This is a genomic window from Sphingomonas sp. VDB2, assembly GCF_047946695.1.
GTDB classification, from domain to species: domain Bacteria; phylum Pseudomonadota; class Alphaproteobacteria; order Sphingomonadales; family Sphingomonadaceae; genus Sphingobium; species Sphingobium bisphenolicum.
This window is the reverse complement of sequence record NZ_CP159615.1, coordinates 3,372,961-3,389,470: the sequence shown is the minus strand read 5'-3', so window position 1 is coordinate 3,389,470 and position 16,510 is coordinate 3,372,961. Positions and strand designations below refer to the sequence as shown.

The window sequence follows — 16,510 nt, the reverse complement described above, 5'->3', positions numbered from 1 at the left end:
GATCAGATAAGCTGCGTCGAGACGATGACAAATGAATGGGTTGCCGCCGGCTTGTTGTCGACCATGACAACCTTGATCTTATGTTCGATAGCCGTAACACGATATACTTCGTCTTTGGCATTCCACCAATCAAACCGGACCGTCGTACCGATTTGCGGCGGCGCGATCATCTCCACGTCGAATATGGGTTGGCCATTTTCACCGTCGCCATCGAAGAAACGCACGCTAACCATCAGCAAATTCCTTGCTCAGAATGAGGCGCACCGCTTCTGGCCTGGAGGGACGCGGTTCGTCCTGGCCCTCTATCCACCGATCAAGCGCGGCCAGTTGATCGGGTTGGAGGCGAACACCAATCATCTGACCTGTTCCAGTCGTTACGGGCCGACCCCTTGATTTTTTGTTATCGCTAATTGACGTCATCGTGTATTTAGCGTTATCAGGAATGCAAGCCGAACGGAAGCTACCAACTTCCGTCCGGCTCTAACCATCGACACGGAGTTCCCCATGTCTCAGGCTGTTGCCGCCCCTATCACGGGCGAACCCATCATTGTAGGCGGTAAATCCGCCTCCTCTACCGTTTCCCGTCGTGCTGCCTTAGCAGCCGTCACACTGACCGGCTTTGCGCCGATCGCACTGGCGCGTCCGGTCGCATCCCCGCCCGTAGATCACGCATTCTGGGCGGATCATCGCCGTTGGACCGCGATCGACCAAGAATGGCAGGCGGCGCTTGATGCCACCGCAGGGGATGCTGAAGCACAGCAAGCGACATTCGATCGCTATGCATCCCGTGAGCTGGCGGCCCGCCAGGCCGTGCTATTGAGGCGGGTGACGACGGCAGCGGCATTGCTGGCGAAGTTGATGATGGTGGATGCGGCCGTCGACATCGATACAGGCGACGACGACTATCCAGATTTCTGGGCCTGCCTGGTGCGGGACGTGGAAGGCATGGCAGCATGAGCGCCGCCTTGTCCCGCCGCGCTGTCATCGGCGCCCTCGCCGTCGTGCCAGCGGCCGCTGCGGCCTCGTCGGCCGTTAGCCTGCCTGCCGGAGGCTGGGCCGGCGCGCTCCGCCGCTATCGCAAAGCCGAAGCGGCCTACGAAACGCATCTGGCGACGGTCTGGAACCCGTTGCAGGAGCGATTGAGCGACATATGCCCTCTACCTCCACACTCGGTGTCATCGGAGCTTAGACCCGGCCTGCGCGTCACCGCCACCTATAATGCCAAGCGGCCCGACGCCTGGATGCGGGAACCAACGACAGAGGGCCGCCGCATCGGTGAAAAACTCAGCGCCGAATGGGCTGAATGGTTTATCCGATATCAGGAAGCAGAAGAACGGCTAGGCGCGGCCGCGATCGATGAACAAGACACACGCCTTCACGACGCTCTCTTGGCCGCGAGAGACGATTTGATGTTGATGGACGCCCCCGACGCGGCGGCCGTGCTGAGCAAGCTCGAAATCATGTGGGACAACCCCTATGAGGAACGGCAAGAAGAAAATGAGCGCCTCATTAGGCGCGATTTACAGGCGCTGGCCGCCATCAATCCTGCGCGGCGCGCGGCGTGATTGTGGGAGGTTCGATTCCGGTGGGAGGCTGGATCGCTACCCTGCCCCAAGGGCAGGATGTGGAACGAAAATCCCAATCTGTTGACTGCAAAACAGGTTTAAGGTATTCAGAGGTCAACACCTCGGAGATTGCAATGCCTTCCATCAGTTCTATGTGCCCGGATGTTGACGAACCGACCCAAGCGGCTGAGGCTACGTCAAAGATATTGGCAGTGCCCAGGCCTACGATTGTAGGATGGATCAACCGCTATCCGTGGCTCGGTATTCCGCAGGTCACCCCGGGGACGACCCGACGCTTCAGCATGATCGATTTGGGGATGCTCGCTATCATGCGGCAAGCGCTAGCGGCCCGAATTCCTGCTGAGGCGTTGTTGGAAATCAAGGGCGTGCCTGACCATATCCGTTCGCTCTACGCGGAGTTGAAGGCCAAGGCTACAATGGATGACGGCATCCCCTACATGCCTATGCCAGACGATCCTGCTTACTTGCGGGTGCAAGATTTCATGTCGGGAACCGTCACGGCGATGAGCCTTGACCGAAGGGCAATTGATGGTGCGCAGGCGCAGGTTATGGATTTGGCGGGCTATCCCGTTCCTATCATTGTTCTCCCGATGGATGCGGCTATCAGAAACGCCTGGCGGCGCGCGCTTAAGTTGAGGTCTGGCCTCAATCTGGAAGACTGAAGATGACGGTCCGCCGCCCCCGTTTCAAGCAGGCTGATTTGACCCGTGCGGCAAAGGGCGCGGTGGCGGCTGGGCTGAAAGTAGGCAGCGCCATCATTGGGCCTGACGGGACGATTAAGCTCATTTTCGGTGACGTCGGCACCAACACGTCCAACTCATTTGACGAGATTCAGGGAACGTGAAAAAGCGTTGGCTTCCTGAATGGGTGAGCGAGTATCGCGACCGCCACGGCAAGCGACGCTATCGCTTTCGCCGCAAAGGCTTTGCCGTTTATACCTTCAAGGCTGCGCCTGGAACCGAGGCGTTCCGGCAGGAATATGATGCCTGCAAAAGCGGGATAGCCGCACCTGTGATTGATCCCGGTGCCGATCGCGCCGCCGCCGGCAGCTTCGACGATTTGATCGCCCGCTATTATCGGTCGCCTGACTTCCTAGATCCTGGTGAGCGGACACGCGTCGTGTATCGAGGCGTGATCGAGCGTTGGCGCCAGCAAAAGCCGACAAGTGGGAAACGCTACGGCGAAGCGATGGTTCGCGACCTTCAGCCCCGTCACGTCGAAAAGATGATGGCTGACATGCTGCCGCACCGAACGGCTGCAAACATGCTGCGTAAGCGGCTCAAGGCGCTAATGCAGTTCGCAATTCGGCAGGGTTTGGCGAAGGTCAATCCGGTGGATGCCACGCGGCCGTTCAAGGTGGAAGGTAGCGGCTTCCACACGTGGAGCGAGGATGAAATCGCGGCCTATGAGGCGACGCATCAGGTTGGCACTATGGCTCGCCTTGCCTTCGACCTGTTGCTATTCACCGGCCAGCGCGGCGGCGACATACGCCTGCTTGGCCCTGGGCATGTTCGCGATAAGAGAATCACCCTTACGCAGGAAAAGACCGGCGTGACGGTCAGTCTCCCGATCCTGCCCCCGCTTGCTGCCTCAATCTTGGCCACACCCTCGCGCGCGATGATCTTCGTCGTGAACGGGCTGGGACGCCCGTTCACGCGCAAGGGCTTCGGTAACAGGTTCCGCGCCTGGTGCGATGAAGCCCAGTTGGGCGCGTGTAGCGCCCATGGGCTTCGCAAGGCCGCTGCCAGACGCTTTGCCGAGGCCGGATGCAGCAATCAGCAAATCAAGTCATGGACCGGCCACACGACCGATAGCGAGGTTGCGCGCTACACAGCTGCGGCCGATCAAAGGACGCTTTCGGACGAGGCTGGCGAGAAGCTGATGGCTAACCTTCGCAAGAGGTTAGCCAATCAAGACGATAAGCCCTTGGAAAAGGAGGCGTAAATGGCAAAGGTGGTGCACCCGACGGGATTCGAACCCATGGCCCTCAGATTAGGAATCTGATGCTCTATCCTGCTGAGCTACGGGTGCCCGGCGACGGCTCTATTGCGCGCGGCGCGCCCGGTCAATTCTGTGCGGTCAATTAATGGCTCAATTCTTGGCCTGCGGCGGGATGACGGGAAAGGGCAGCGGCGCCACCTCCACCCCCTCGGCGATCAGCGCCTTCGCCTCGGCCGGGGCGACCTCGCCATGGATGCTGCTGCGGTCCTTTTCGCCATAATGCATCGCGCGCGCCTGCTCGGCGAAGCCACGCCCGACCCACGTGCTGTCCTCCAGCGCCTTGCTTTGCGCAGTCGCCAGCGCCTCGACCAGCGCCTTCATCTTCGCCTGGTCCGCGCCGCTCATCGCCGGCGCGGTGGGTTCCTCGCGCACAGCGACCGCGCGGCTGTTGCCCTTCGCACCGACCGCCGGGGCCATCACCGCCTTGGTCACATCGACATCGCCGCATAGCGGGCAGGCGAGCAGGCCCCGCGCCTTCTGATCCTCATAATCGGCGCTGGACCCGAACCATGCTTCGAACACATGGCTCTGGCCCGCACATTTCAGGTCGAACACGATCACGAAATCGTCACATCCTTCGCTATCATACGGCGGTTGGCGAGCGCCGGCACGCGCCCGCGCACATCCCCTATGCGCGTCAGGTCCAATTCCGCAAGTCCCAGCCCGGCCGCGTCGCCCATGTCGAGCAGCACGTCACCCCAGGGATCGATCACCACGCTATGCCCATAGGTGGTCCGCCCATCGGCATGCGTCCCCACCTGCGCGGTCGCGATGACATAGCATCCCGCCTCGATCGCCCGCGCGCGCAGCAGCACATGCCAGTGCGCCTGGCCCGTCGGCACGGTGAAGGCGGCAGGCGCCAGCAGGATCGTCGCCCCCGCATTGGTCAGCGCGCGATAAAGATCGGGAAAGCGCATGTCGTAGCAGATGGAAAAGCCCATCCGCCCCCAGGGCGTGTCCGCCGCGACCACCTGCTCCCCCGGCCCATAGACCGACAATTCGCGCCAGCTCTCCCCGGTGGCGAGGTCGACGTCGAACAGGTGGATCTTGTCATAGCGCGCCCGGATGCCGCCGCTATCGTCGATCAGGAAGCTGCGATTGGCCCAGCGCCCGTCGGCCCGTTCGCCCTTCAGCGGCAGCGATCCGATATGCACCCACAGCCCCTCGCGCGCCGCCGCATCGCGCACGGCGGCCAGCACAACATCCTCCGCCTCGCTCCGCAGCGTATCGGCCGCGCGCTTGCGGTCGCGATCCAGGCAGCCCGCCATTTCGGGCGTGAAGAGCATGTCCGCGCCTTCGCCCTTCGCCCGTTTCACCATCTCGACGATGGCGGCGGCGTTGGCGGCGGGATCAATCCCGCTGGTCATCTGGAACAGCGCCGCGCGCATCCTGCTGCTCACAGGCCCAGCAACGCGTCCAGCTTGCCGTCCCGGTTCAGCGCCGACAGGTCGTCGCTGCCGCCGACATGCTGGCCGTCGATGAAAATCTGCGGCACGGTGGTGCGACCAGGCGCGCGCGCCAGCATCTCGTCGCGCTTGGGACCGCCCATGCTGATGTCATATTCCTCGAACGCCACGCCCTTGTCGGTCAGCAGCGCCTTTGCCCGGGCGCAATAGCCGCACCAAGCCTTGGTATAGATTTCGACATTCGCCATGATGATGAGACGCTCCTTTCTTCCGAAATTGGGGGAACGCGCCGCTTTGTCAATCGCCGCGCCTCATTCTCCATCGGCATCCGGCAATACCCGCGCCCAGCACAACAGCCGCACGTCCACCGCACCGCCGCGCTTGAGCACCCGCGCGCAGGCCGCCGCGGTCGCCCCGCTGGTATGGACATCGTCGATCAGCAGCACGCGCCGCCCCTTGATCGCATCCGTATTCGCCAGCGCGAAGGCGCCCCGCACCGCCTTCGCCCGCGCCTTGGGATTCATCCCCCGCAACGGCGCGGTCCGCTTCACCCGGCGCAACGCCCGCTTGTCCACCGGCCAGCCTGTCAGCCGTCCCAGATGATCCGCGATCAACGCCGACTGGTTGAACCCCCGATGCCATAGCCGCCAGCGATGCAGCGGCACCGGCACGATCAGGGCCTCCTCGTCCCCCACATGACGCAGCATCTGCCGCGCGATCAGCCGCGCCAGGCCGATGCGCCGTCCATATTTGAGCCGCAGCGCCACCGTCCGGGCGACATCGCCATAGGCCAGCACCGCGCGCGCGCTGTCCCAGGGCGGCGGGTCGGCCATGCACACGCCACACTCGGCCCCCGCGCCCATGTCATGCGGGAAGGGCGCGCCGCACCGGGCGCAGCAAGGCTCGCCCAGCAATTCCATGCCGCTCCAGCAGGACAGGCAAAAGGCGAAATCCGCCCCCACGATGGCGCCGCAACCGGGGCAGCGCGGTGGCAGCGCATAATCGACCGCAGGCTGCAAAACGCCCTTGAGAAGCGGGAGGAGCGACATCATCTGCCTTGTCCGCACTTCGCGCCCGATGCACAAGGCCCGCCATGGATAACCGCCCCGACATTTTCGACCGCGCCCGGCGTGCGCGCCAGCGCGACCGGATGCTACCCACCTTCGCCGATCATGACTTCCTCTATCGCGCGATGCTGGACGAACTGCTCGATCGCCTGACCGACGTGCAGCGCGACCTGCCCGAAGCGCTGGTCATCGGCTGTCCGGATGGCAGCGCGAAGGCGGCGCTGGAAGCGATGGGCAAGCGCGTCGCCTGCGCCGATCCCGGCTTCCTTGCGGCCAAAGCGGCGGGCGGCGTCCAGATGGACGAGGACGCCCTGCCCTTCGCCGACGACAGTTTCGATCTGGTGGTCGCCTGCGGCACGCTCGACAGCGTCAACGACCTGCCCGGCGCGCTGATCCTGATGCGGCGCGTGCTGCGCCCCGACGGGTTGATGCTCGCGGCCTTTGCGGGCGCGGGCAGCCTGCCCCGCCTCAAATCCGCCCTGCTCGCCGCCGAAGCCGACCGGCCCGGCCAGCATGTCCACCCGCAGGTCGATGTGCGATCGGCCGGCGATCTGCTCAGCCGCGCCGGCTTCGCCATGCCGGTCGCGGACGGCGAAACGCTGACCATCCGCTATGGCGATGTCGTGCGCCTGATGCACGACCTGCGCTTCATGGGCGCGGGCAATGTCCTCGACACGCGCGCGCCGGTCCTGACGCGGGAGGTGCTGATGCGCGCAGCGGGCCATTTCGCCGATGCCGCCGACCCGGACGGCCGCACCGGCGAACAGATGGCGCTAGTCTATCTGTCCGGCTGGAGCCCCGATCCCAGCCAGGCAGGACCGGCAAAGCGCGGCAGCGCGACCGTATCACTGGCCGCCGCGCTCAAAGGGAAAGCCTAGCGTTTTCGCCTGTCACTCGATCATGACGGCCACCACACGCCAGATACCATCTTCGCGTTCCAGCGTCACCGACTCCGTCGCCTCGGCCTTGTTGGCGAAGCGCGTGCGAAACTTCACCATCTCAAAGCCGTTGGGCGGGGCGAGCAGATATTCCTGACTGAGCAGGTCGCGGGATATCAGCGCGCCCAGTGGGGTGCGCACCTTGTCCTGCACCGATGCCCAGAGCTCTGGCGTATTGGCCTTGCGGAAGGATGATCCCGTCGCTCGATAGCCGTCCTCCCAACGCCCCTGATCCCCCAGGACCAGCCATTGCCGCGCGGCGTCGACCACTTCCGTGCGCGGCGCAGCCTCGGTGGCGGTCGGCGCCTGTGACGAGGGTGCGGAAGCGAGTTGCGGCAAGGCGGCAAGCGCCAGCAGGCCAAGGACAAGCGTCATGAGCATAACTCCGATGATGATCCAGAAAGGACGGGGTGTCCGCCCCGCGCCGCTGGTCGGCGCGCCGTCTTCATCCGCCTGAGCCGCAAGCGCGTCTGCCCCGATTTCTCTGTCCCCCAGATAATCGGGGGACGTGCCCGGATCGCCACCCTCTGCCTCCAGCAGCATCCGGGCGGCCTCCCGACTGCTCGACACCGCCATCTTGCGCCGCGCATCGCGCAGCCTCTCGTTGATCGTATGGACGGAAAGGCCCAGGCTCCGCGCGATCGACTTCGCATCATGGCCGCGGACGATCAGGCGCAGCGTCTGCTTCTCCTTTTCGGTCAGCGACCAGCCCATATCCGTCATCTGCATGCTCATAATATCCAAGACCTAGGTCAGGCCCAGGATGGCAGCTACCCCGAAAAATTTGTATTCAAGTCGGGGGATCGGTTGCTACTCATCCCAACCACCTCGCCCACCGTCGGCGCGTCCGTCATCTCCCGCGACGCCCATGTCTCACCGTCATGCCGATATTCCACATGGCTCGCGCGCCGGAACGCCGTGCCGTCCCACACGATCACCTGCAACTCCATCTCGTTGTTGCGGCGGACATGCAGCCAGTTGAAGCTTTGCGGCTCATCGTTGCGCAGTCGGGTGGACGTGGCGGTGCCGGCCTGGATCACCAGCGCGCCACCGCTATGTTCCACCATCTTGCGAGCAGCCTCCGCATAGGTGCGGTGGAAATGGCCGGCCAGCGCCAGATGCACGCCGGCCTCGCAGGCCGCCTTGACCGCATCGTCATGCTGGCCGACCGCCTCGCTCAACTCCCCGCCCCGGCCGATCGGCATGGAAAAGAGCGGATGGTGTGTCACTAAAATGCGGGTCTTGGCCGGCGCCACCTTGGCGAAGCGATCGCGCAGCATGTCCATCTGGTCATGGTTGATCCGCCCATCCTTGATCGTCAGCGACCGGGCGGTGTTGAGACCCAGAATCGCGACCTCGCCATCTTCGTAGAAGGGGCACAGATCGTTGCTGACATAGCGTTTGTAGCGATCCAGCGGCGCGGCAAACCGTCGCACCACATCGTAGAGCGGCACGTCATGATTGCCCGGAATGACCAGCGTCTTCAGCCCTGCGGCCTTGAGCCGCCCCAGCCAGGCCGCCGCCTGTTTGAACTGCTCCACCCGTGCCCGCTGAGTGAAGTCGCCGCTGATGACCACAAGGTCGGGACGGCGTGCCTCCAGCCAGGCGGTGGCGGCGTCGACGATCCTCTGATCGTTGGCGCCGAAATGAATATCGGAAAGATGCGCGATGCGAGCCATGCCAGGGTAACGAATCCATGGCCTAGGGTTTCCCGATGCTTTTCGATGCACCCGAAATCGATCGGACGGAGTTATTGCGGCATGGAAACGAAACCCCTTCCCAAGGACGCCATATTGGTCGTCAATGCCCATAGCCGACGCGGGCAGGATAATTTCGCACAGGCGAAGGAGAAGCTGGAGACCGCTGGCGTCCGCCTGATCGCCGCCCATGCGGTGGAAGAGCCGGAGAAGATGGCGCAGATCGTGCGCGAGGCGGTGGACAGCGGCGCGCCGATGGTGATCGTGGGCGGCGGCGACGGCTCCATGTCCGGCACGGTGGACGAATTCGTCGGCAAGGACTGCGTCTTTGGCATATTGCCCCTGGGCACCGCGAACAGCTTCGCGCGGACATTGGGCCTGCCGCTGGACCTGGACGGCGCAGTGCAGGCCATCGCCGGTGGCAAGCGACGCCGCGTGGACCTGGGCATGATCGACCAGGATTATTTCGTCAACGCGGCTTCATTGGGCCTGTCGCCGATGATCGGCCGGACCGTGCCGCACAAGCTGAAACGCTATCTCGGGCGGATCGGCTATCTGATGTGGGCGGTCAAATGTTCGGTCGGCTTCCGCGCCTTCCGCCTGACGATCGACGATGGCGAAAATCAGCGCCGCCTGTGGTCGACCGAGGTGCGCATCCTTAATGGCCCCTATCATGGCGGGGTCGAACTGTCCGACCATGCCGATGTCGATACGGGCGAAATCGTGATTCAGGCAGTGGTCGGGCGCAGCAAGCCGCGCCTCGCCTGGGACTGGTACGCCAAATTCTTCAAGCTGCGCGATCGCGACGCCCATACCGAAGAATTTCACGGGAAGTCGTTCAGGATCGAGACCCATCCCCGCCAGCGCATCTCGATCGACGGCGAAGTGCTGGCCAAGACGCCGGTGACCGTGAAGATCGCGCCGGGCGCGGTCGAGGTAGCGGTGCCGGCGGACGGATAGCTCCATCTGTACGCGCAACAAAAAAGGGACCGGAAACCGGTCCCTTTCCTGTTTTGATGTTCGAAAAAGCTTAGCGCTTCGAGAACTGGAAGCTGCGGCGGGCCTTCGCCTTGCCGTACTTCTTACGCTCGACGACGCGGCTGTCGCGGGTCAGGAAGCCTTCGGCCTTGACCGCGCTGCGCAGCGCAGGCTCATATTTGGTCAGCGCCTGGGCGATGCCATGCTTGACCGCGCCGGCCTGGCCCGACAGGCCGCCGCCCTTGACGGTGGCGATCACGTCATACTGACCGTTGCGATCGGTCACGCCGAACGGCTGGTTGATCACCAGACGCAGGGTCGGACGGGCGAAATAGACTTCCTGATCGCGGCCATTGACCGTGATCTTGCCGGTGCCGGGCTTCACCCAGACGCGGGCGACGGCATCCTTACGACGGCCGGTCGCATAGGCGCGGCCGAGGCTGTCGATTTCCTGTTCGCGCAGCGGCATGGTCGAAACCGGCGGCGCGATCGGCGCAGCGGCTTCTTCACCTTCCACGGCAGCGGCAGGCGCAGCAGCAGCGGCGACCGGAGCGGCAGCGGCTTCGGCGGCGATCGCCGCGAGGTCGGACAGGGACTGGCGGTTATCGGACATTATGCACCCACCTTGTTCTTGCGGTTGCGCGACGCGAAATCGAGCACTTCGGGGTTCTGGGCTTCGTGGGGATGCTCGGTGCCGGCGAAGACGCGCAGGTTGCGCATCTGCTGGCGGCCCAGCGGGCCACGGGGGATCATGCGCTCGATGGCCTTTTCAAGCACGCGCTCGGGGAAACGGCCTTCCAGGATCTTGGCAGGCGTGGTTTCCTTGATGCCGCCGGCATAGCCGGTGTGCTTGTAATAGACCTTGTCCGTCAGCTTCTTGCCGGTGAACTTGACCTTGCCCGCGTTGATGATGATGACATTGTCACCGCAATCGACATGGGGCGTGAAGCTGGTCTTGTGCTTGCCACGCAGGATATTCGCCACGGTCGAAGCGAGACGGCCCACGACGAGGCCGTCGGCGTCGATCAGGACCCACTTCTTTTCGACCGTTGCCGGGGTCGCCGGCTTGGTGGTCTTCATCAGCGCCTTCATGGTGCCAATACTCCAGAATAAAAATGAAACCGGGCGCCGTCGCCGACACCCGGAAGTGGGGCGCTAATGACGGGTGAGGCCCGACAAGTCAAGAGATTCGGCCCCTTTGCTGACGGGTAAAATAATACCTCTCCCTAATTGGCGGGCGTCAGCGTGCGGCTTTCGGTCAGGGCGAGCGTGCCCACGGCCAGGCTACGCTGCTGCGTTTCCACCAGCCCGCTGGCCCGCGACAGGCGATACCGGATGCCGACCTGCACCCCCTCGCCCGCCAGCTTCTCCTCCAGGTCCAGCGCATCGGCCGGCTGCCCGACGACGCGCAGCGTGCCTTCGACCGGCACCGGCCGGCCCAGCGGAGATCCTGCCACGGTGCGCAGCCCGCGCCCTTCGCCGCCTTCCACAGTGCTGCCCGCAAACAGGAATATCGGCTGGACTTCGCCGGCCAGCAGCGCGAGCCGACCGTCGGGCGACAGGCTGGCGAACAGCGCCTGGACATTGGCCGCCGCCTTGTGCCGCGGCGTATCGGGCGCGAACGTGGCCAGCATGGCGTCGATTCCCGCCTGCACCGCGCCCCAGGCGGCGTCGACATTGTCGAGGCCGACGATCCGCCCCTGCCCGTCCAGCCGGAACCGCAGAACCACGCCGATCAGGGGGGTCAGCGCAGCGCGATAGGGCTCCGCCCCGGCGGCCGGCGCATCGCTGTCGATGGCGCGCAGCGTCGCCTGCAAGATATAGCCTTGGTCCGCCCGCTCGAACTTCAGGTCGCGGATCGCGCTGAACCGGCGGGTCGCGCCTTCGACCGGCCGATGTTGCTCGATCCGATAAACCAACGCCCTGTCCGTGGGCGGCGCGAAGGGGATGGCGATGCCCTGCGCCGCCGCCGGCTGGCTGAGGACGATCAGCGCGGCGGCGAGCAGCCGCCTCAACGGCGCACGCCCACGGCATGGGCGCCCCAGGCGGCGGCGGCCACGACCAGCGCCCCGACCGCCTGATGCAGTACGGCGAGCGGGAGCGCGATGCCGCTGATGACGGTGGCGATGCCCAGCAGGATTTGCGTGCCGACCGCCGCGTTGATCGCGATCGATGCGCCCCGCTGCCCGGCTTGCCTCGCGCGCCGCGCCAGCACGACCAGCGCCACCGCCGCAACCCAGGCCCACCAGCGATGCAGGAAATGGACGAGATAGGGATCGCTCGACACCGTGGCCCAGAGTGACCCCAGCCACTGGATGCCTTCGGGCACGACATGGTCGTTCATCAGCGGCCAGGTGTTCGACACATAGCCCGCGTCCAGGCCGGCGGTGAAGGCCCCCAGCATCAACTGGACCAGCAGCACCAGCAGCACCAGCAGCGCGAAAGGACGCAGCGCAGCAGGCCGCGCCCGCGGCGATCGCGCCAGCGCGCGCAGGTCGAGCGCGGTCCACACCAGCCCGCCGATGATGAACAGCGCCGTCAGCAGATGCACCGCCAGCCGGTAATGGCTGACGTCGGTGCGCACCGACAGGCCCGACTTCACCATCCACCAGCCGATCGCCCCCTGCAATCCGCCCAGCGCCAGCAAGGCAACCAGCCGTCCGCCATAGCCCGCCGGGATCGCCCGCCGCGCCGCAAACCAGACCAGCGGCAGGGCGAAGGCGACGCCGATCAGGCGGCCGAGCAGCCGGTGCAGCCATTCCCAGAAGAAGATGAACTGGAAATCCGACAGGGTCATGCCCTGGCGTAACTGCTGATATTCGGGAATCTGCTGATAGAGGCGAAACGCCTCCATCCACTGGTCGTGGGTCAACGGCGGGATAGCGCCTGTGATCGGCTTCCACTGCGTAATCGACAGGCCGGATTCGGTCAGCCGCGTGATGCCGCCCACGACCACCATGCAGAAGACCAGCAGGGCGACGACCAGCAACCAGCGGGCCATGGCGGCGGGACGCGAAACGGACGGAGCGGCGCGGGTGAAGGGAGACACTGTCATGCCGGGTCCATGCGCTCATGCCCTGCCCTTTTCAAGCCGTCCTGCACGACATAGGCATGGACAAATCAGCCCAGGCGCTGGCAGTGGAGGGGGGAAACAAAACGCCCCGCAGGCGTATCCTTCCAACGTGATTTTCTACAGGGGTTTTCGATGACCGCCGCATCGCCGGGAACAGCCGCGATGATCGCCGCACAGGGGCCGATCGGCGCCCTCACCGCCCGGCTCGACGCGTCCTCCCCGCTCGGCCCGGTCGACGGCTGGTCGCCCACTCTCGTCTCGACCGTGCGCCTGATGCTGTCGTCCAGGGCGGAGATCGTGCTGTTCTGGGGGCCGGACTTCTGCGCCCTCTACAATGAAAGCTATGTCCCGACGATCGGCGACAAACATCCGCGCGCCTTGGGCCGCCCCGCGCGCGAAGGCTGGAGCGAATTGTGGGCCGATCTCGGCCCGCTGCTCCGGTCCGTCCTCGACACCGGCGAAACCGTCCATGCCAAGGATCGCCCCTTCTATATCGAGCGCGACGGCGGGCGCGGCGAGGACGTCTATTTCGACATCAGCTATTCCCCCGTGTTCGAAGCCGACGGATCGATCGGCGGCGTCCTGTGCATCGTCAGCGAGACGACCCAGCGCGTCCTGGCGGAACGGGCGATGCTGGCCGACCGCAACCGCCTCTGGGCGCTGGCGCGCGACCCGTTCCTGATCGCCGACACGACCGGCGTCTGGCTCGCGGCCAGTCCGGCCTGGACCGATATATTGGGCTGGACCGAGGCGGAACTGATCGGCCGCACCGCCGAATGGATGGAGCATCCCGACGACATCCAGCCCACCCGCGATCAGATTGACGGTCTGGCGCATGGCCAGCCGGTGCTGCGATTCGACAATCGATTCCGCACGCGCGACGGCGATTATCGCACCTTCAGCTGGACCGCCGCGCCCGACCGCGACATCATCTATGCCGTTGCCCGCGACGTCACCGAACAGCGCGCCCATGCCCGCGCGCTGGCCGATGCCGAAGCTGCGCTGCGCCAGGCGCAGAAGATGGAGACGCTGGGCCAGTTGACCGGCGGGGTCGCGCATGACTTCAACAATCTGCTCCAGATCGTCACCGGCAACCTCGAACTGCTGCAACGCGCGCTGCCCGCCGACGACGCCCGGCTTCAGCGCATGGTGGCGCGCGCGGCGGCGGGCGCAGACAAGGCGGCCGTGCTGACGCAGCGGCTGCTCGCCTTCTCCCGCCGCCAGCCGCTCGATCCGCGCCCGACCGATCCCAACCGGCTGGTTGCGGGCATGTCCGACATGCTGCACCGGACGCTCGGCGAAACCATCAGCGTGACGACGATGGAGGCGCCCCAACCCTGGCCCATCGCCGTCGACGTCAACCAGATGGAAAATGCGCTGCTGAACCTTGCGGTCAACGCACGCGACGCCATGCCCGATGGCGGCAAGCTGACGATCGAGGTGAGCAACAGCCATATCGATGCGCAGCAGGCCGCGCGCGAAACCGACCTGGCGCCCGGCCCTTATGTCATGATCGGCGTGTCGGACACCGGCGAAGGCATGGACGACGCGACGCTGGCGCGGGCGATCGAACCCTTTTTCACCACCAAGGATGTCGGGCGTGGCACCGGCCTTGGCCTGTCGATGGTCTATGGCTTTATCAAACAGTCCGGCGGCCATATGCGGGTCTATTCGGAGCCGGGCCAGGGCACCAGCGTCATGCTCTATCTGCCGCGCCATCATGGCTGCACGACCATGGAGGACGCGCCGGAAACGCCTGCGTTCGCGGCGACGGGCGGACAGGAAACCATCTTGCTATGCGAGGATGACGATGATGTCCGCGCCTATTCCTTCGAAGTGCTGCGCGACCTTGGCTATCATGTCGTCCCGGCCGCCGATGGCGCGGCCGCGCTGGCGGCGCTGGAGGCGGCCGACGGACCGGTCGACCTGCTCTTCACAGATGTCGTCCTGCCCGGCGGCATGACCGGCGCCGATCTGGCGGCCACGGCCAAGCTGCGCTGGCCCGCCCTCAAAATCCTGTTCACCACCGGCTATGCCCGCAACGCCATCGTCCATCACGGCCGGCTGGACGAAGGCGTCGACCTGCTGACCAAGCCCTTCAGCTATGCCGAACTCGCCGCCAAGGTTCGGGATGTGCTGGACAGACCTGCGGACGTGCCGGAAACGGTCGCCTGACTGTCAGCGCAGCGTCGCCTGCCACGCCGCGACCAGATCGCGGCCGCGCTGGCCGACCGTCGCCGCGTCGTCGCCCGGCTTGTAGAGCGCGCCGCCCACGCCGATGCCTTCGCAGCCGCCCGCCAGCCATTCGCCGATCGTGTCCGCGCCGGTGCCGCCCACGGCCCACACGCCCACCTCGCGCGGCAGCACGTCCTTGACCGCCTTCACATAGGCCGCGCCCAGACGGGCCGCCGGGAACAGCTTGATCCGCTTCGCCCCTGCCGCGATGGCGGCGAAGGCTTCGCTGGGCGTCATGAAGCCGGGCAGCAGGTCCAGCCCCAATGCCGCGCCACGCGCGATCACCGCCGGATTGGTGTTGGGTGTGACCATGATGCGCCCGCCCGCGTCGTGCAGCGCCTCGACTGCCTCGACGCTCAGCACGGTGCCGGCGCCGATCAGCGCCCGGTCGCCAAATTCGGCCTGCATCGCCGCGATACTGACCAGCGGATCTGGCGAATTGAACGGCACTTCCAGGATGCGGATGCCCGCATCGACCAAAGCGGCGCTCACGTCGATCGCTTCGTCGGGCCGGATGCCGCGCAGGATCGCGCAGACGGGCGGCGCGCCATCGGCCAGCAGGTCGTCCAGGGTCATGCTATCAAATCTCCGTCAGGCCAAGGCCGGCGAGCGCGCAGGCGTCGCCGTCCAGCATGTGTGTCGCCACGCCCTGCCTGTCCAGCGCCTGCGCATAGCGGGCGGACAGGCGGGCGTCACCGATCAGGGTGACGCTGTCCGTCGCACCCAGCATACCGCGCATCTCCGCGACCTCGCACCCGATCAGCAGGCCCGACAGATAGCCCAGCGCCCAGTCGGGCGAGCGGCCCTGGCGCAGCCGCATGGCGCGCGCTGCGAACAGCGACTGCAACAGCTTCCCGTCGCGCGCGCGGTCCAGCCCCTCGGCGAAGCCGGCCGCTTCCTCGATCGGGTTGGCGACATCGACCTTCGGCCCCAGGGTCGACCGGTCGCGCAGCAGCGCGAACAGTTCGCCGGTGGGCATGGTGCGGAAGGCAGCGATGCGGCCATCCTCGACCAGCGACCATTTATTGTGAGTGCCGGGCAGGACGATCATATGCCGCCCGGCTCCGAGCGCAGCATCGCGGGCAATCGCCCCGAAAATCTGGGTTTCCTCGCCGCGCATGACATCGGCGATGCCGTCCGCCCCCTCGCAGGCCAGCCCCGCCATGATGGCGACCGGCGCGCCGCGCCAGTCGAAACGCATCGCCACCTGCCGCCATAGCGCCGCATCGGCCGGGCAGTCCGCATAGGGCGCCTCGATCCAACCGTCGCGCGCGCCGGCCATGCCGCACAGGGTGATCGATTCGGGCGGGCCGTCGGCCAGCCAGGGGGCGATCGTGTCGGCGAAGGCCGCCTCCGCCGCGCCGCCCACCGCGCCGATCCCCGGCCCGTCGCGCCGCGCCGCCAGCACGGCCTTTTCGACCCGGAACAGCCGCAGACGGCTCGTCCCCCAGTCCCCGACGACGGAATAACCACTCACCAGCACGCTCTCCGGCCTTTATTTATGGTAGCGCTCACATTTCCCCGCTTGG

At 65.6% G+C, this 16,510-nt stretch carries 21 protein-coding genes and 1 tRNA gene; 8 read left to right on the top strand and 14 right to left on the bottom strand.

Annotated features, from left to right (window positions below; all coding sequences use genetic code 11):
* Window positions 1–2: 2 nt before the first annotated feature.
* Window positions 3–233 carry a hypothetical protein gene (locus ABT375_RS16935; RefSeq protein WP_416463423.1) on the bottom strand — a complete coding sequence of 77 codons (231 nt, stop codon included), beginning with the start codon at window positions 231–233 and terminating at the stop codon, window positions 3–5.
* 271 nt (window positions 234–504) lie between these two features.
* On the opposite strand from ABT375_RS16935, the gene ABT375_RS16930 reads away from it, so the two are divergent.
* The 5 genes from ABT375_RS16930 to ABT375_RS16910 are packed head-to-tail and all read left to right on the top strand — an operon-like array spanning window position 505 to window position 3,530.
* The gene (locus ABT375_RS16930) at window positions 505–957 is read left to right on the top strand and encodes a hypothetical protein (protein WP_416463422.1); all 453 of its coding nucleotides are present in this window, start codon (window positions 505–507) and stop codon (window positions 955–957) included.
* Entirely contained in the window at window positions 954–1,565 is a 612-nt protein-coding gene (locus tag ABT375_RS16925) for a hypothetical protein (protein ID WP_416463421.1), read from the top strand. The genes ABT375_RS16930 and ABT375_RS16925 overlap by 4 nt, the downstream gene beginning before the upstream one ends.
* A gap of 59 nt (window positions 1,566–1,624) precedes the next feature.
* Window positions 1,625–2,248 (top strand): hypothetical protein, encoded by a 624-nt coding sequence (locus ABT375_RS16920; RefSeq protein WP_416463420.1) that lies wholly within the window; start codon window positions 1,625–1,627, stop codon window positions 2,246–2,248.
* Between the two features lie 2 nt (window positions 2,249–2,250).
* On the top strand, window positions 2,251–2,430 hold the full coding sequence (locus ABT375_RS16915; protein WP_416463419.1) for a hypothetical protein: 180 nt from the start codon (window positions 2,251–2,253) through the stop codon (window positions 2,428–2,430).
* On the top strand, window positions 2,427–3,530 hold the full coding sequence (locus ABT375_RS16910) for a tyrosine-type recombinase/integrase (protein ID WP_416463418.1): 1,104 nt from the start codon (window positions 2,427–2,429) through the stop codon (window positions 3,528–3,530). The genes ABT375_RS16915 and ABT375_RS16910 overlap by 4 nt, the downstream gene beginning before the upstream one ends.
* Before the next feature lie 10 nt (window positions 3,531–3,540).
* Here ABT375_RS16910 and ABT375_RS16905 read toward each other — a convergent pair.
* The 5 genes from ABT375_RS16905 to ABT375_RS16885 all read right to left on the bottom strand — a co-directional run bounded on the left by ABT375_RS16905 (window position 3,541) and on the right by ABT375_RS16885 (window position 6,045).
* Window positions 3,541–3,617, bottom strand: a tRNA-Arg gene (locus tag ABT375_RS16905).
* Window positions 3,618–3,677: 60 nt separating this feature from the next.
* Window positions 3,678–4,148 (bottom strand): DUF1178 family protein, encoded by a 471-nt coding sequence (locus tag ABT375_RS16900; RefSeq protein ID WP_416463417.1) that lies wholly within the window; start codon window positions 4,146–4,148, stop codon window positions 3,678–3,680.
* Window positions 4,145–4,975 carry a carbon-nitrogen hydrolase family protein gene (locus tag ABT375_RS16895; protein ID WP_416464927.1) on the bottom strand — a complete coding sequence of 277 codons (831 nt, stop codon included), beginning with the start codon at window positions 4,973–4,975 and terminating at the stop codon, window positions 4,145–4,147. The genes ABT375_RS16900 and ABT375_RS16895 overlap by 4 nt, the downstream gene beginning before the upstream one ends.
* A gap of 8 nt (window positions 4,976–4,983) precedes the next feature.
* Window positions 4,984–5,241 carry a glutaredoxin 3 gene (grxC, locus tag ABT375_RS16890; RefSeq protein ID WP_416463416.1) on the bottom strand — a complete coding sequence of 86 codons (258 nt, stop codon included), beginning with the start codon at window positions 5,239–5,241 and terminating at the stop codon, window positions 4,984–4,986.
* 63 nt (window positions 5,242–5,304) lie between these two features.
* On the bottom strand, window positions 5,305–6,045 hold the full coding sequence (locus tag ABT375_RS16885) for a double zinc ribbon domain-containing protein (protein WP_416463415.1): 741 nt from the start codon (window positions 6,043–6,045) through the stop codon (window positions 5,305–5,307).
* Between the two features lie 41 nt (window positions 6,046–6,086).
* Between ABT375_RS16885 and ABT375_RS16880 the strand changes: the two genes are divergently transcribed.
* Window positions 6,087–6,938 (top strand): class I SAM-dependent methyltransferase, encoded by an 852-nt coding sequence (locus ABT375_RS16880; protein ID WP_416463414.1) that lies wholly within the window; start codon window positions 6,087–6,089, stop codon window positions 6,936–6,938.
* Between the two features lie 12 nt (window positions 6,939–6,950).
* Here ABT375_RS16880 and ABT375_RS16875 read toward each other — a convergent pair whose 3' ends face one another.
* Window positions 6,951–7,733, bottom strand: a complete 783-nt coding sequence (locus ABT375_RS16875; protein WP_416463413.1) for a helix-turn-helix domain-containing protein — start codon at window positions 7,731–7,733, stop codon at window positions 6,951–6,953.
* A 35-nt stretch (window positions 7,734–7,768) separates the two neighbouring features.
* The gene (locus ABT375_RS16870) at window positions 7,769–8,677 is read right to left on the bottom strand and encodes a metallophosphoesterase family protein (RefSeq protein WP_224551208.1); all 909 of its coding nucleotides are present in this window, start codon (window positions 8,675–8,677) and stop codon (window positions 7,769–7,771) included.
* An 81-nt stretch (window positions 8,678–8,758) separates the two neighbouring features.
* On the opposite strand from ABT375_RS16870, the gene ABT375_RS16865 reads away from it, so the two are divergent.
* A complete protein-coding gene (locus ABT375_RS16865) occupies window positions 8,759–9,655 on the top strand; it encodes a diacylglycerol/lipid kinase family protein (RefSeq protein WP_416463412.1) in 897 nt (298 codons plus the stop codon).
* Window positions 9,656–9,725: 70 nt separating this feature from the next.
* Here ABT375_RS16865 and rpsI read toward each other — a convergent pair whose 3' ends face one another.
* The 4 genes from rpsI to ABT375_RS16845 all read right to left on the bottom strand — a co-directional run bounded on the left by rpsI (window position 9,726) and on the right by ABT375_RS16845 (window position 12,728).
* Complete coding sequence (rpsI, locus tag ABT375_RS16860) at window positions 9,726–10,286, bottom strand: 30S ribosomal protein S9 (protein WP_416463411.1); 561 nt, start codon at window positions 10,284–10,286, stop codon at window positions 9,726–9,728.
* A complete protein-coding gene (rplM, locus tag ABT375_RS16855; RefSeq protein WP_082679079.1) occupies window positions 10,286–10,765 on the bottom strand; it encodes a 50S ribosomal protein L13 in 480 nt (159 codons plus the stop codon). Before rplM ends, rpsI begins: the two co-directional genes overlap by 1 nt.
* A gap of 134 nt (window positions 10,766–10,899) precedes the next feature.
* A complete protein-coding gene (locus ABT375_RS16850; RefSeq protein WP_416463410.1) occupies window positions 10,900–11,688 on the bottom strand; it encodes a hypothetical protein in 789 nt (262 codons plus the stop codon).
* Complete coding sequence (locus tag ABT375_RS16845; protein WP_416463409.1) at window positions 11,685–12,728, bottom strand: COX15/CtaA family protein; 1,044 nt, start codon at window positions 12,726–12,728, stop codon at window positions 11,685–11,687. Before ABT375_RS16845 ends, ABT375_RS16850 begins: the two co-directional genes overlap by 4 nt.
* Before the next feature lie 150 nt (window positions 12,729–12,878).
* Here ABT375_RS16845 and ABT375_RS16840 point away from each other — a divergent pair, with 150 nt between their 5' ends.
* A complete protein-coding gene (locus tag ABT375_RS16840) occupies window positions 12,879–14,921 on the top strand; it encodes a PAS domain-containing protein (RefSeq protein ID WP_416463408.1) in 2,043 nt (680 codons plus the stop codon).
* A gap of 3 nt (window positions 14,922–14,924) precedes the next feature.
* On the opposite strand, the gene ABT375_RS16835 is transcribed toward ABT375_RS16840, so the two are convergent.
* Window positions 14,925–15,557, bottom strand: coding sequence for a 2-dehydro-3-deoxy-6-phosphogalactonate aldolase (locus ABT375_RS16835; protein ID WP_261935401.1), 633 nt, complete (start codon window positions 15,555–15,557; stop codon window positions 14,925–14,927).
* A 4-nt stretch (window positions 15,558–15,561) separates the two neighbouring features.
* Window positions 15,562–16,458 (bottom strand): 2-dehydro-3-deoxygalactonokinase, encoded by an 897-nt coding sequence (locus ABT375_RS16830; protein WP_416463407.1) that lies wholly within the window; start codon window positions 16,456–16,458, stop codon window positions 15,562–15,564.
* Window positions 16,459–16,510: the final 52 nt, after the last annotated feature.

Excerpts from the sequence above, each read along its gene's own strand:
- grxC (WP_416463416.1), bottom strand. The coding sequence starts at position 5,241 with ATGGCGAATGTCGAAATCTATACCAAGGCTTGGTGCGGCTATTGCGCC.
- ABT375_RS16895 (WP_416464927.1), bottom strand. The coding sequence starts at position 4,975 with ATGCGCGCGGCGCTGTTCCAGATGACCAGCGGGATTGATCCCGCCGCC.
- ABT375_RS16885 (WP_416463415.1), bottom strand. The coding sequence starts at position 6,045 with ATGATGTCGCTCCTCCCGCTTCTCAAGGGCGTTTTGCAGCCTGCGGTC.
- ABT375_RS16930 (WP_416463422.1), top strand. The coding sequence starts at position 505 with ATGTCTCAGGCTGTTGCCGCCCCTATCACGGGCGAACCCATCATTGTA.
- ABT375_RS16935 (WP_416463423.1), bottom strand. The coding sequence starts at position 233 with ATGGTTAGCGTGCGTTTCTTCGATGGCGACGGTGAAAATGGCCAACCC.
- ABT375_RS16870 (WP_224551208.1), bottom strand. The coding sequence starts at position 8,677 with ATGGCTCGCATCGCGCATCTTTCCGATATTCATTTCGGCGCCAACGAT.
- ABT375_RS16835 (WP_261935401.1), bottom strand. The coding sequence starts at position 15,557 with ATGACCCTGGACGACCTGCTGGCCGATGGCGCGCCGCCCGTCTGCGCG.
- ABT375_RS16840 (WP_416463408.1), top strand. The coding sequence starts at position 12,879 with ATGACCGCCGCATCGCCGGGAACAGCCGCGATGATCGCCGCACAGGGG.
- ABT375_RS16845 (WP_416463409.1), bottom strand. The coding sequence starts at position 12,728 with ATGACAGTGTCTCCCTTCACCCGCGCCGCTCCGTCCGTTTCGCGTCCC.
- rplM (WP_082679079.1), bottom strand. The coding sequence starts at position 10,765 with ATGAAGGCGCTGATGAAGACCACCAAGCCGGCGACCCCGGCAACGGTC.
- rpsI (WP_416463411.1), bottom strand. The coding sequence starts at position 10,286 with ATGTCCGATAACCGCCAGTCCCTGTCCGACCTCGCGGCGATCGCCGCC.
- ABT375_RS16880 (WP_416463414.1), top strand. The coding sequence starts at position 6,087 with ATGGATAACCGCCCCGACATTTTCGACCGCGCCCGGCGTGCGCGCCAG.
- ABT375_RS16875 (WP_416463413.1), bottom strand. The coding sequence starts at position 7,733 with ATGAGCATGCAGATGACGGATATGGGCTGGTCGCTGACCGAAAAGGAG.
- ABT375_RS16915 (WP_416463419.1), top strand. The coding sequence starts at position 2,251 with ATGACGGTCCGCCGCCCCCGTTTCAAGCAGGCTGATTTGACCCGTGCG.
- ABT375_RS16925 (WP_416463421.1), top strand. The coding sequence starts at position 954 with ATGAGCGCCGCCTTGTCCCGCCGCGCTGTCATCGGCGCCCTCGCCGTC.
- ABT375_RS16865 (WP_416463412.1), top strand. The coding sequence starts at position 8,759 with ATGGAAACGAAACCCCTTCCCAAGGACGCCATATTGGTCGTCAATGCC.